Below are 12,532 nucleotides of genomic sequence, written 5' to 3' on the forward strand. Positions count from 1 at the left end.
TCGGGCAGAAAACGGAGGAAGAACCCCATGCGTAACCTCAAGAAGGCCGCCGTCCTGTCCCTCGCCGCCGCCGGCCTGGTCGTCGGTGCGGCCGGCGGCGCGTTCGCCAGCTCCGGCGCCGAGGGCGTCGCCGCCGGCTCCCCCGGTGTGCTCTCCGGCAACCAGATCCAGATCCCGGTGCACATCCCGGTCAACGTCTGCGGCAACTCCATCGGCGTTGTCAGCATCCTGAACCCGGCGTTCGGCAACCACTGCGCCAACATCGGCTGAACCGGCGGTCGCCGCACCGGCGACAGCTGCTTCACCGAGTCCGTGCCGCACCCCGCCCACAGCGGGGTGCGGCCCGCTCAACCCGTGTGTGATCGAGGAGATCAACCCCCATGCAGAACGTGAAGAAGGCCGCCGTCCTTTCCGCCGCCGCTGCCGGCCTGGTGCTGGGCGCGGCCGGTGCCGCCTCCGCCAGCTCCGGCGCCGAGGGCGTCGCCGCCGGCTCCCCCGGCGTCGCCTCGGGCAACCAGATCCAGGTCCCGGTGCACATCCCGGTCAACCTGTGCGGCAACTCCATCGACGTGATCGGCGCCCTCAACCCGGCGTTCGGCAACAGCTGCGCCAACGTGGAAGCGCACCCGCAGCACGACGCGGACGACTGCTGATCCCGATCGGCACGCGTTCCGGCCGAACTGCCCCCCGACCAGCCGGCCGGGGGGCAGTTCGGCATACCCGGGCGCAGTCCAGCCGCCCGGGGCCCCGATCCCCCGAAGGGTGATTACGCATGGTTTCGATGAAGAGCGGGGCCGGCCTCGCCGCCGCCCTGGGCGCCGCGATGCTGCTCGGCGCCGGTGCCGGTACGGCGCACGCCGCACCCGCCGAGGGCGGCGCGTCGCTGGCCAGGACCGACCTCGCCCAGGCGCTCGGCGGCACGACCACCGGCCTCGGGTACGGCGTCGCGCCGGTCAAGGACCTGCGCCTGGACCCGTGGGCCAACTCCTCCGCCGACGTGCTGAACAACGGCGCCACCGTCCAGCCGGACAACTCCGGCCTGGCGCCGGTCTCCACCGGCACGCTGACCGGCCCGCTGAGCGCGGGCGGCGGTCCGCGGGACCTGCCGGTGGTCGGCCAGCTGCTCGGCGCCCTGCCCGGCTGAGCCCCGGGCATGCGCGAGTCCGGTACCCCGTCCGGGCGGACGGGGTACCGGACTCGCGCGCGTCGGGCCCCGCGCGTCGGGCCCAGGGCGTCGCTCAGGGCCGCCCGGTCACCCCGGGCCTCCGGGCGGCTCATGGCCGCCCGGAGGCCCGGGGCGCAGCTCAGAGCTGGGCGAGGCCGGCCAGGCCGGTCTGCTGCACCACACCGGTGGTGGTCGCGGTGGTGGTCGCCGCCAGGTCGCCCACCGAGTCGGTGACCGAGATCCGCTCGTCCTCGTTGCCGAGGGTGGCCTTGGCCCCCGGGACGGCCTGGACCGCCCCGGTGATCAGCCGCGGGTCGACCTCGTCCACCTTGAGCGCGCCGTCGGCCAGCTGCCCGGTGCCGTCCTGGGCCAGCGCGAGCGGCTTGCCGAGGCCGATCCCGGGGGTGTCGGCGTGCAGCGGTGCGGCCGGCGCCTCCAGCAGCAGCTCACCGAGGTCCGCACCCCGGTCGACCAGCGGCAGCGGCAGCTCGGCCTTGGCGGTCGGGCCGACCTTGCCGGTGCCGAGCGCCGGGACGAGCCGGTCCGGGAGGAGCTCGTTGCCGGTGGTCCGGCCGGGCACCGGCGGCATCACCAGGGAGGTCGGGATGCCGCCGGAGATCCGGCTGTCCAGCGGGGCGAGCGGCACGTCGACCGGGACCTGCTGGGTGGCCAGCCTGTCCTCCAGCGCCCCGACCTGGTCGGCACCGACGGCGGCGGCGGACGCCGCCCCCGGGGAGGCGAGCATGCCCGCACCGACCGCCAGGAGCATCGCACCGGCCCGCTTGGAGAACTTCATGCTTTTCACCGTTCTGCTGTCCGTACAGGGATCTGGGGGAGCGGCTGCGCGGGCGCAGCCGGAAAGCACTCTGTCTCAACGAGACACCTGGAGCCCGGATTGCGGCGGTTAACCGGTTCGGCCTAATAATCCGACCGGAAACCGTCCCGGGTCGCGCCTCCCGGACTCTTTTCAAAAATCCCCGTAACCTTCCGTGCCGTCATTCTTTGATCTCCATGTCAGTGACCGCAGACCGGGTCTGAGCGTTGTACGCGTTGTACGCACGGAAACCAAAAGCTTTTCAGAGAGGGATCTCCCCATGATCCAGAAGTCCTTCGCCGCCGCCGGCCTGGCCGTCGCCGCACTGGCCGCCGCCGCGGCGCCGGCCTCGGCCATCGCGGACTCGGACGGCTCCGCCGCGTCCCTCCAGGGCAACGGCGGTACCAACTTCACCGGCACCGTCGGCGACAACAGCCCGAACTTCCACTTCCTGGACAACGCGAACGTCTGCCTCCCCGAGATCCACAACATCGCCGTCGGCGTGCTCGGTGTGGCCGTCCCGGTCGAGGTCCCGATCGCCAACAGCGGTGGCAAGCAGTACTGCACCCAGGGCCAGGGCACCCAGAGCAAGGGCGACTCCGGCGTCTCCCACCTGATCGGCTGACCTGCTCCCCAGCTGCATCACCTCCCCGAACCACCCTTCGAATCGCTCCCCGATTCACCTCCCGAGAGGAAAACCAGAAATGATCAAGAAGACCCTCGCCGCCGCCGGCCTGGCCGCCGCCGCCATCGCGATGTCCGCCGGCTCGGCCTCCGCCATCGCCGACTCGGACGGCTCGGCCGTCTCCGCCCAGGGCAACGGCGGCACCAACCAGACCGGCACCCACGGCAACGGCAGCCCGAACTTCCACACCCTGGACAACGCCAACATCTGCCTGCCCGAGGTGCACAACATCGCGGTCGCCGTCGTCGGCGTCGCGGTTCCGGTCGAGGTTCCGGTCCTCAACAGCACCCCGAAGCAGATCTGCAACGTCGGCCAGAACACCCAGTCCTCGGGCGACGCGGGTGTCTCGCACCTGATCGGCTGATCCAGGGGCATGGCGCGGACGGAGGGCCCGGGGACGTCTCCCCGGGCCCTCCGGGCTTCGGTGGGATCAACTGCCCGGCCGGGCGGGCTCGTTCGGGCGCGGGCCGGCCGGGTGACAGGCCGTCGGCGCGGCGCGTGGGGCGCCGGGACGGACGGCACCGTGTGTTCACGTGATCAGTGGCAGGGCGCCCCGAACGGGCGCTCCGAACGAGAGGGCAGATCCATGAAGAACAAGCTGGGCAAGGCCGCACTGACCGCCTTCGGCGCGCTCGCGCTCGCGGGTGTCGCCACCCCGGCGTTCGCGCACGTCGGCCTGGCCGGCGGCGGCGAGTTCGTCGCCTCGGCCCACCCGGTGTTCGCGGCCGGCGAGTGGTGGGGCCTGGCCCACACCTCGCACATCCACTCCGGTGCCCACGGCTGGGGCGCCGCCACCTCCACCGACGCGCTCGGCGGCGAGGAGGGCTTCGCCCACGTCGGCTGACGCCCGGGCGACACGGCGAAGGCCGGGCCCCTCCGCCACGGGAGGGGCCCGGCCTTCGCCGTGCGTGCGGAACCGGCGGGGCTACTTCACCATCGCCGCGGCTTCGAGCGCCCAGTACGTCAGGATCTGCCCGGCGCCGGCCCGGCGGATCGAGGTCAGCGTCTCCAGGATCATCCGCTCCCGGTCGATCCAGCCGTTCGCCGCGGCGGCCTCGACCATCGCGTACTCGCCGGAGACCTGGTAGGCCGCGACCGGCACCGGCGAGGCGTCGGCCACCTGCCGCAGGATGTCCAGGTAGGCCATGGCCGGCTTCACCATCACCAGGTCGGCGCCCTCGGCGAGGTCCTGCTCCAGCTCGCGCAGCGCCTCCCGGGCGTTCGCCGGGTCCTGCTGGTAGCTCTTGCGGTCGCCCTTGAGCGAGGAGCCGACCGCCTCCCGGAACGGGCCGAAGAACGCCGAGGCGTACTTGGCGGTGTAGGCGAGGATGCCCACGTCCTGGTGCCCGGCCTCGTCCAGGGCCCGGCGGACCACCCCGATCTGGCCGTCCATCATCCCGGACGGGCCGACCAGGTGGACGCCGGCGTCCGCCTGCACCCGGGCCATCTCCGCGTACCGCTCCAGCGTCGCGTCGTTGTCCACGCTGCCGTCGGCGGCCAGCACGCCGCAGTGGCCGTGGTCGGTGTACTCGTCCAGGCAGAGGTCGGACATGACCACCAGGGAGTCGCCGACCTCGGAGACCACGTCCCGGATCGCCTGCTGCAGGATGCCGTCCGGGTTGGTGCCCTCGCTGCCGGTCGCGTCCTGCACGGCCGGCACGCCGAACAGCATGAGGCCGCCCAGACCCGCCTCGGCGGCCTCGACCGCGGCCTTGCGCAGGGTGTCGCGGGTGTGCTGGACGACGCCCGGCATCGACGTGACCGGCACCGGCGCGTCGACACCCTCGCGGACGAAGAGCGGCAGGATCAGCTCCGCCGGGTGCAGCCGGGTCTCCGCGACCAGCCGGCGCATCGCCGGGGTGGTGCGAAGCCGGCGGGGTCGGACGAACGGGAATTCAGCGGTCACGGCTTCTCTCTCCGAACGGTTGTGCAGTGCCGGGGGCGGCGGTGCGGCCGCCCCCGGTCCGGGAAGGTGCTCAGCGGGCCTTGCGGCGCGAACCCGGCCGGCGCTCGCTGGGCCGGTAGACCGGCTCGCCCGCCGCGGTCGCGGTGTCGCGGCGCTTGGCCCCGAAGTCTGCCAGGGCCTGCGCCAGCGCCGCGGCCGACGGGGCCGGGGCCATCACGTCGACCCGCAGGCCGTGCTCCTCGGCGGTCTTCGCGGTGGCCGGGCCGATGCAGGCGATGACCGTCACGTTGTGCGGCTTGCCCGCGATGCCGACCAGGTTCCGCACGGTCGAGGAGGAGGTGAAGAGCACCGCGTCGAAGCCGCCGCCCTTGATCGCCTCACGGGTCTCGGCCGGCGGCGGCGAGGCGCGCACCGTCCGGTACGCCGTCACGTCGTCGACCTCCCAGCCCAGCTCGACCAGGCCGGCCACCAGGGTCTCGGTGGCGATGTCGGCGCGCGGCAGCAGCACCCGGTCGATCGGGTCGAACACCGGGTCGTACGGCGGCCAGTCCTCCAGCAGGCCGGCCGCGGACTGCTCGCCGGACGGCACGAGGTCCGGCTTCACACCGAAGTCCACCAGCGCCTGCGCGGTGGTCTCGCCGACCGCCGCGACCTTGATGCCGGCGAACGCCCGGGCGTCCAGGCCGTACTCCTCGAACTTCTCGCGGACGGCGCGCACCGCGTTCACCGAGGTGAAGGCGATCCACTCGTAGCGGCCGGTGACCAGGCCCTTGATCGCCCGCTCCATCTGCTGCGGCGTGCGCGGCGGCTCGACCGCGATGGTCGGCACCTCCTGCGGCACCGCGCCGTACGAGCGGAGCTGCTCGGACAGGCCGGTGGCCTGCTCCTTGGTGCGCGGCACCAGCACGTTCCAGCCGAACAGCGGCTTGGTCTCGAACCAGGAGTGCGAGGCGCGGTGGGCGACCTGCTCGCCCACCACGGCTATCACCGAGGTCGCCGGGTCCACCGGGGCCGAGACCGGCGAGGGCAGCACCCGGGCCGCCTTCAGGTCGGCCGCGATGGTGGCCAGGGTCGCGGTGAAGGTGCGCTGGCGGGTCGTGGTGCCGGAGAGCGTCGCGCTGAGCGCGGACTCCGGCTTGCGGCCGTTGGAGACCAGCGCGTTGGCGGTGGCCGGCAGCTGGCCCAGCGTGGTGCGGACCACCAGGGTGGTCTCCGGCGCGCCCAGGTCCACCGGGCTGCCCGCGAGCAGCGCGGCGCCGTCCACGAACCGGACGTCGGTGCCGGCGGTGCCGCGCAGCGGCACGCCCGCGTAGGCCGGTACGCCGACCGACTGGGCGACGCCCGGGATCACCTCGAACGGGATCCCGTCGCCGGCGCAGCTGAGCATCTCCTCGGCGGCGCAGCCGTCCAGGCCCGGGTCGCCGTCGACGGTGCGGACCACGTGCTTGCCGGAGCGGACCGCCTCGGCGACCAGCTTGGCCAGGTCGAAGTCGGTGCCCTCGGCGGCGGGGGCGTGCACCTGCACGCCGGCCGGACAGTGGCTGCGCACGGCGGCGGCGGTCAGCGGGTCGGCGACCAGGATGTCGGCCGAGGCCAGCACCTCGACCGCGCGCAGGGTCAGCAGACCCGGGTCCCCGGGGCCCGCGCCCAGGAAGGTGCACCGTCCGGCGGCGGCCGGCCCGCCCGCGAACGGGCTGTCGGCCGGGAACGGCGTCTCGGTGGCGGCGGTGGGGCTCATCGGGCTCGCTCCCCCATCAGGGCGGCCGCGTCCGCGTCGAGCAGCCGGGCGGCGAGGGCGCGGCCGAGGGCCGTCGCCTGCTGCTCGGCGGTCTCGTCGAGGACGATCGGACCGTTGGCGGACATCTTCAGCACGGTGGCGCCGTCGACGGTGCCGACCACGCCCTCCAGCTGCAGTTCGTACTCGTGGCCCCAGGTGGCCAGCGCGGCGACCGGTGCGGAGCAGCCGGCCTCCAGGGTGGCCAGCAGGGCGCGCTCGGCGGCCACCGCGACCCTGGTGGGGAGGTGGTCGAGCGCCGACAGGGCGGCGGTCAGGCCGGTGTCGGCGGCGGTGCACTCGATGGCGAGCGCACCCTGGCCGGGGGCCGGGAGCATCAGCTCCGGGTCGAGGCGCTCGGTGATCTCGCCACCGCGGCCGAGCCGGTTCAGGCCGGCGGTGGCCAGCACCACCGCGTCCAGCTCGCCGGAGGCGACGAAGCCGATCCGGGTGTCCACGTTGCCGCGGATCGCGACCGTCTCCAGCTGCTCGCCGCGGGCCCGGGCCCAGGCGTTCAGCTGGGCCGTCCGGCGCGGCGAGCCGGTGCCGATCCGGGCCGTGCGGCCGGCGCCGGCCAGCTTCTCGACCAGCTCCTGCAGGGCCAGGCCCTCCTGCGCGACCAGGGCGTCCCGGGCGTCCTCGCGCTCGGGCACCGCGGCCAGCACCAGGCCCGCGGGCTCGGCGGTGGGCAGGTCCTTGAGCGAGTGCACGGCGAAGTCGATCCGGCCCTCCAGCAGGGCGTCCCGCAGCGCGGAGACGAACACGCCGGTGCCGCCGATCTGTGCCAGCGCCTCCCGGGAGGTGTCGCCGTAGGTGGTGATCTCGACCAGCTCGACGGGGCGCCCGGTGAGCCGGGTCACCTCGCGGGCGACCATGCCCGACTGGGCCATGGCGAGCGCGCTGCGCCGGGTGCCGAGCCGCAGGGGTGCGGTGGCGGCCGGGGCCTGGTCGGTGAGCGGTTGACCATTCATGAGGTGATCGTCCCGGTGGTACTCGTGGGATGGCTGACGGTTCATCTGACGCCCCCGCCGGAGGGCTGGGCGCCGATCGGGGTACCCGAGACGGCGTGCACGGCCGCCGGGTCGAGGTCGAACAGCTCGCGCAGCGCGTCCGCGTAGGACGCGCCGCCGGGCTCCGCGGCCAGCTGCTTCACCCGCACGGTGGGGGCGTGCAGCAGCTTGTCGACGACGCGGCGGACGGTCTGGCTGATCTCGGCGCGGGAGCGCTCGTCCAGGCCGGGCAGCCGGGAGTCCAGGCGGCCCAGCTCGGCGGCGACCACCTCGGAGGCCATCGCCCGCAGCGCGACCACGGTGGGGGCGATCCGGGCGGCCCGCTGGGCGGCGCCGAAGGCGGTCACCTCGTCGGCGACGATGCCGGAGACGGCGTCCACGTCGCCCGCGCCGGGGCTGGCGGCGTGGGCGTGCGAGAGGCTCTCCAGGTCGACCAGGAGCGCGCCGGGCAGCTCGTGCACGGCGTGGTCGACGTCGCGCGGCATGGCGAGGTCGAGGAAGGCCAGCGGGGTCGCCCCCGCGCGGCTCGCCACGGCGGCGGCGACGTCCTCGGCGCGGATCACCACACCGGCCGCGCCGGTGCAGGAGATCACCAGGTCGACGTCGGCCAGCGCCTCGGGCACCTTGGCCAGCTCGACCGTCCGGGCCGCCCCGGTGCCGAGGATCTCGACCAGCCGCTCGGCCCGCTCGGGCGTCCGGTTGGCGATCAGCAGGTCGGTGACGCCGGAGCGGACCAGCGTCGCGGCGGCCAGCGAGCTCATCGAGCCCGCGCCGACCACCAGGGCCCGCTTGCCGGCGATCGCGCCCGCACCGGCCGCGACCTGCTCCAGGCCGAAGGTGACCAGCGACTGCCCGGCCTTGTCGATGCCGGTCTCGCTGTGCGCGCGCTTGCCGACCCGCAGGGCCTGCTGGAACAGCTCGTTCAGCCCGCGGCCGGCGGTGTGCTCGTCCTGGGCCTTGGCCAGCGCGTCGCGCAGCTGGCCGAGGATCTGGCCCTCGCCGACCACCATCGAGTCCAGGCCGCAGGCCACCGAGAAGAGGTGGTGGACGGCGCGGTCCTCGTAGTGGACGTAGAGGTGCGAGGTCAGCTCCTCCAGGTCCACCCCGCTGTGGTGGGCCAGCAGCAGCGACAGCTCGGCGACGCCGGCGTGGAACTTGTCCACGTCCGCGTACAGCTCGATCCGGTTGCAGGTGTTGAGCAGCGCGGCCTCGGCGACGGTCGCGGTGGCCGCCGCGTCGTGCAGCAGCCGGGTCGGGACGTCACCGGTCAGGGCGGCGCGCTCCAGCACGCCGACCGGGGCGGTGCGGTGGCTCAGCCCTACGACAAGAAGACTCATGCCCGCCCCCTGGTGCCACGGATCCCGGTACTCATGCGCCCACCTCGCCGTGCCCGGCGGCGGCCGCGCGCCGGGCGCGGATCCCGGCGGTGCGTCCGTTCCACGTGCTCACGCCGGCATCACCGCGGAGAGCTCGCCCTCGCCGGTCTTGGCCTGCGGGGTCTTGGCGGGGGCCTCGGCGTCCTTGGCGGCCGGCTCGGTGGCCGGACGGGCCTTGCCGGTGCCGCCGGCGGCCCGGCGCAGCTTGGCCGCGGCGGCGCGGACCGGGCCGGGGGCGCGGTCGAGCACCGACTCGGTGCGGTCCGGCTCGTCGCCGGCCTTGCGCTGCTCGTGGAAGGCCAGGATCTGCAGCTCGATGGAGAGGTCCACCTTGCGCACGTCCACGCCGTCCGGGACGGTCAGCACGGTCGGGGCGAAGTTGAGGATGCTGGTCACGCCGGCCTCGACCAGCCGGTCGCAGACCTGCTGGGCCGCGCCGGGCGGGGTGGTGATGACACCGATCGAGACGTGCTGGCTCTCCACGATGGACTCCAGTTCGTCCATGTGGCGCACCGGCAGGCCGGCCGCGCTGCTGCCGACCACGGAGGGGTCGGCGTCCAGCAGGGCGGCGACCCGGAACCCGCGGGAGGCGAAGCCCCCGTAGTTGGCCAGGGCGTGGCCGAGGTTCCCGATGCCGACGATGACGACCGGCCAGTCCTGGGTGAGGCCCAGCTCGCGGGAGATCTGGTAGACGAGGTACTCGACGTCGTAGCCGACACCGCGGGTGCCGTACGAGCCGAGGTAGGAGAAGTCCTTGCGGAGCTTCGCGGAGTTCACGCCCGCGGCCGCCGCCAGTTCCTCCGAGGACACCGTCGGCACCGAGCGCTCGGAGAGCGCGGTGAGGGCCCGCAGGTAGAGGGGAAGACGGGCGACGGTCGCCTCCGGGATACCCCGGGCACGCGAGGGTCGGCGCGCGGCGCCCTGGTCGGGCGTCTGCGAACTGCTCTGTGGTGATCGGCCGATTGCCACGGTGCTCCTGTGGGTGAAGCTGGGCTTTGGCAGCCAGGCTATGCGTTTGTGAACGTGTGCACAAAGATGGTGTCCGATTTGTCCCCGCACAGTGATGCGCATCACGCCCTGGACCCCATAGCACCGGACTGTTTCGGGACCACCGCCGGGGGCTGTGCGCCGGGTGTCCGCAGGCCGTACGGCAACGGCGGCGGCGGCTCCCCCGGCGGCCCGCCCGACGGCCCGGGCGGGCCCGCGAGCAGCTCCGCCGGCGGCTCCGCGAGCGGCTCGCGGCGCAGCCACGGGACGAGCTCGCCCGCCGGCCCGGACCGCGGCCGGCCCAGCCGCGGCCACGGCACCCGCGCCGCCTCGCGCAGCGGCACCACCCAGTCGTCCGGCGGGCAGGACGGCGCCCCCACGCAGTGCCGCAGCAGCTCGGCGGTGGCCCGGGCGTCGCCCAGCGCCGTGTGCGCCGGGAACCCGCCCAGCCCGGCCGCCTCCGCGCAGGCCACCAGGCCGTAGCCGCGGGCCTGCGGCAGGTGCGCACGGGCCAGCCGCATCGTGCAGAGCAGCGGGACGGGCGGCAGCAGCACTCCGATCCGGGCGAACTCCCGATCCAGGAAGGCGTGGTCGCAGGTCACGTGGTGGCCGACGAGCACCCGGCCGGCCAGCAGCTCCAGCAGCCGCGGCGCGATCTCCCGGAACCGGGGGGCGCCCTCGACGTCCGCCTGGGCTATCCGGTGCACATGGGTCGGACCGACCGGCCCCAGCGGGTCCAGCAGGGTGCAGAACTCCGCCTCCGGGCGCAGCGCCGCGTCCAGCAGCACCACGGCCACCTCGACCACCCGGTGCCGCCACGGGCTGCGGCCGGTCGCCTCCACGTCCACCACGGCGAAGCCCCCGGCGCCCACGGGGGCGGGGGGCGGCCCTGGGGTCGGACCGGGAAGCATGGCGCACTCCTCGTGTGCTCAGCCCCCCACGGGCGCAAACGAGTTCGATCGTAAGCCGACCACCGACGGGCGCCCCCGGCCGATCCCGGATTTCTTCACAACGATTCGGCGAACCGCCCCCGCCGGTCGGCGGGGTGCGGGCCGTCCGTGTCCGGACGACCGGACGGCCCCCGGCGGCTCAGGCCCCCAGGGCGGCGCGCAGCCGTCGCTCGTCCACCCGCCAGAAGTCGTGCTGCCGGCCGTCGACCAGGGTGACCGGGATCTGCTCCGCGTACGTCCGGTACAGCGCCTCGTCCTGGGTGATGTCGCGCTCCTCGAAGGCCGCGCCCAGCTCGCCGGTCACCCGGAGGATCACCTCCCGGGCGTCGTCGCACAGGTGGCAGCCCGGCTTGCCGATCAGGGTCACCGTCCGGTCGGACGGCTTCGGGCTCGGGCTCTTGTCACGTCGCAGCAGAGGGCTCACCCGGCCATTGTGCGCCCGCCCCGCGGGCGCCCGGCCACCCCCACCCGGCGGCGCGGCCGGGCGGAGCCCGCTGTTCACCACCCGGGCACGCCGTCGTCACGGCCCCTCCCGGCCCGGCTGGCTATGCTCGGTGGCATGGCCGTGCTCCGAAGGCTCACCCAGGCAAGGCGTCCCACCACCGAGCGGACCGTCCAGGCCGGCGAGGCCGCGGCCGCGGCCGCGGAGGCAGCCCTGCGGACCGGCCCGGCCACCGACCGGGAGCCGGCCCGGACGGCCGGAACGGCCGAGGCGGCCCGGACGGCGGAGCCGGCCGGGAAGCCCGCGAAGACCCCCAGGGCCCCCGCCGGGAACCACACCCCCGAACGGGACGACCCGCACGCCGCCGCCTTCTTCGACTGCGACAACACCATCCTGCGCGGCGCCGCGGTCTTCTACCTCGGGGTCGGCCTCTACCGCCGCGGCTTCCTCACCCGCCGCGACATCGCCCGGTTCGCGTGGCAGCAGGCCTGGTTCCGGCTGGCCGGCACCGAGGACCCGGACCACATGGCCGACGCCCAGCACACCGCGCTCGGCCTGGTCGCCGGCAAGCGCACCGCCGACCTGGAGGCCATCTGCGAGGAGGTCTTCGAGGAGGTCGTCGCCGACAAGATCTGGCCGGGCACCCGCGCCCTGGTCCAGATGCACCTGGAGGCCGGGCAGCGGGTCTGGCTGGTCACCGCCGCCCCGCTGGAGGTGGCCCGGGTGATCGCCCGCCGGCTCGGCATGACCGGCGCGCTCGGCACCGTCGCCGAGGCCCGGGGCGGCCTCTACACCGGCCGGCTGGTCGGCGAGCTGCTGCACGGGCCCGCCAAGGCGGCCGCCGTCCGCTCGCTGGCCCGCCGCGAACGGCTCGACCTGGACCGCTGCGCCGCGTACAGCGACTCGGCCAACGACATCCCGATGCTCTCCCTGGTCGGCCACCCGTACGTGGTGAACCCGGACGGCGCGCTGCGCCGGCACGCCCGGGCCCAGGGCTGGCGGGTGCGGGACTTCCGGACCGGTCGCAAGGCGGCCCGGGTGGGCCTGCCGGCGGCGGCCGCCCTGGGTGTCGCCGCGGGGGCGGCGGCGGCCGCGGTCGCGCTGCACCGCCGGCAGCGCGCCTGAACGCCGGCCGACCGCCGGCCGGCCGTTCGGCGAACCCCGGCCGAACCCTTTTCGAACCCCCGGCGCTCCGGCGCGGGGCGCACCCGCGCGCCGGACGGTCCGGACGGCCGGGAGGCCCTCTCCGGGGGTGACCACGCGTCAATCCGCATGCCGACCAAGCCCCCCGTACGGGCTAACTGCCGCGTGGCGGAGGCTCCTCGAAGCCCGACGACCGAACCTGTCAGCCGGCGACTGGTTCTGATCGTTCGCCAGACCGGGAAAGTCGGGGGTTACCGAGGCCAATGGCTGGGAAACCGCC

The 12,532-nt window shown here is 74.8% G+C and carries 15 protein-coding genes; 7 read left to right on the forward strand and 8 right to left on the reverse strand.

Annotated features, from left to right (window positions below):
* The first annotated feature begins 27 nt into the window (after positions 1-27).
* The 3 genes from OH807_RS17955 (at position 28) to OH807_RS17965 (ending at position 1,144) form a co-directional block, all read left to right on the forward strand.
* Positions 28-270 (forward strand): chaplin, encoded by a 243-nt coding sequence (locus tag OH807_RS17955; RefSeq protein WP_406199809.1) that lies wholly within the window; start codon positions 28-30, stop codon positions 268-270.
* Between the two features lie 110 nt (positions 271-380).
* Positions 381-653 carry a chaplin gene (locus OH807_RS17960; RefSeq protein WP_406199813.1) on the forward strand — a complete coding sequence of 91 codons (273 nt, stop codon included), beginning with the start codon at positions 381-383 and terminating at the stop codon, positions 651-653.
* A gap of 119 nt (positions 654-772) precedes the next feature.
* Positions 773-1,144 (forward strand): hypothetical protein, encoded by a 372-nt coding sequence (locus OH807_RS17965; RefSeq protein WP_406199815.1) that lies wholly within the window; start codon positions 773-775, stop codon positions 1,142-1,144.
* Positions 1,145-1,304: 160 nt separating this feature from the next.
* Here the strand turns inward: OH807_RS17965 and OH807_RS17970 are convergent, their stop codons facing one another.
* Positions 1,305-1,961 carry a hypothetical protein gene (locus tag OH807_RS17970; RefSeq protein ID WP_406199817.1) on the reverse strand — a complete coding sequence of 219 codons (657 nt, stop codon included), beginning with the start codon at positions 1,959-1,961 and terminating at the stop codon, positions 1,305-1,307.
* 298 nt (positions 1,962-2,259) lie between these two features.
* Here OH807_RS17970 and OH807_RS17975 point away from each other — a divergent pair, with 298 nt between their 5' ends.
* From OH807_RS17975 to OH807_RS17985, 3 genes are all read left to right on the forward strand, one after another.
* The gene (locus OH807_RS17975) at positions 2,260-2,604 is read left to right on the forward strand and encodes a rodlet layer protein (protein ID WP_313764319.1); all 345 of its coding nucleotides are present in this window, start codon (positions 2,260-2,262) and stop codon (positions 2,602-2,604) included.
* Positions 2,605-2,683: 79 nt separating this feature from the next.
* Complete coding sequence (locus OH807_RS17980; protein ID WP_406199819.1) at positions 2,684-3,028, forward strand: rodlet layer protein; 345 nt, start codon at positions 2,684-2,686, stop codon at positions 3,026-3,028.
* Positions 3,029-3,250: 222 nt separating this feature from the next.
* Positions 3,251-3,508, forward strand: a complete 258-nt coding sequence (locus OH807_RS17985) for a hypothetical protein (protein WP_406199822.1) — start codon at positions 3,251-3,253, stop codon at positions 3,506-3,508.
* A gap of 81 nt (positions 3,509-3,589) precedes the next feature.
* Here the strand turns inward: OH807_RS17985 and hemB are convergent, their stop codons facing one another.
* The 7 genes from hemB to OH807_RS18020 all read right to left on the reverse strand — a co-directional run bounded on the left by hemB (position 3,590) and on the right by OH807_RS18020 (position 11,091).
* A complete protein-coding gene (gene hemB / locus OH807_RS17990; protein WP_406199824.1) occupies positions 3,590-4,570 on the reverse strand; it encodes a porphobilinogen synthase in 981 nt (326 codons plus the stop codon).
* Between the two features lie 70 nt (positions 4,571-4,640).
* A complete protein-coding gene (locus OH807_RS17995; protein WP_406199826.1) occupies positions 4,641-6,308 on the reverse strand; it encodes a uroporphyrinogen-III synthase in 1,668 nt (555 codons plus the stop codon).
* Positions 6,305-7,315, reverse strand: coding sequence for a hydroxymethylbilane synthase (hemC, locus tag OH807_RS18000; protein WP_406199828.1), 1,011 nt, complete (start codon positions 7,313-7,315; stop codon positions 6,305-6,307). Before hemC ends, OH807_RS17995 begins: the two co-directional genes overlap by 4 nt.
* Positions 7,316-7,356: 41 nt before the next feature.
* Complete coding sequence (locus tag OH807_RS18005; RefSeq protein WP_406199831.1) at positions 7,357-8,691, reverse strand: glutamyl-tRNA reductase; 1,335 nt, start codon at positions 8,689-8,691, stop codon at positions 7,357-7,359.
* Positions 8,692-8,799: 108 nt separating this feature from the next.
* Entirely contained in the window at positions 8,800-9,699 is a 900-nt protein-coding gene (locus OH807_RS18010) for a redox-sensing transcriptional repressor Rex (RefSeq protein ID WP_406199833.1), read from the reverse strand.
* A gap of 101 nt (positions 9,700-9,800) precedes the next feature.
* Positions 9,801-10,628 (reverse strand): exonuclease domain-containing protein, encoded by an 828-nt coding sequence (locus tag OH807_RS18015; protein ID WP_406199835.1) that lies wholly within the window; start codon positions 10,626-10,628, stop codon positions 9,801-9,803.
* Positions 10,629-10,806: 178 nt separating this feature from the next.
* Positions 10,807-11,091, reverse strand: a complete 285-nt coding sequence (locus tag OH807_RS18020; RefSeq protein WP_406199837.1) for a glutaredoxin family protein — start codon at positions 11,089-11,091, stop codon at positions 10,807-10,809.
* 135 nt (positions 11,092-11,226) lie between these two features.
* On the opposite strand from OH807_RS18020, the gene OH807_RS18025 reads away from it, so the two are divergent.
* A complete protein-coding gene (locus OH807_RS18025; RefSeq protein WP_406199839.1) occupies positions 11,227-12,234 on the forward strand; it encodes an HAD family hydrolase in 1,008 nt (335 codons plus the stop codon).
* Positions 12,235-12,532: the final 298 nt, after the last annotated feature.

Source organism: Kitasatospora sp. NBC_01560, assembly GCF_045208415.1.
In the GTDB taxonomy this organism is placed as follows: domain Bacteria; phylum Actinomycetota; class Actinomycetes; order Streptomycetales; family Streptomycetaceae; genus Kitasatospora.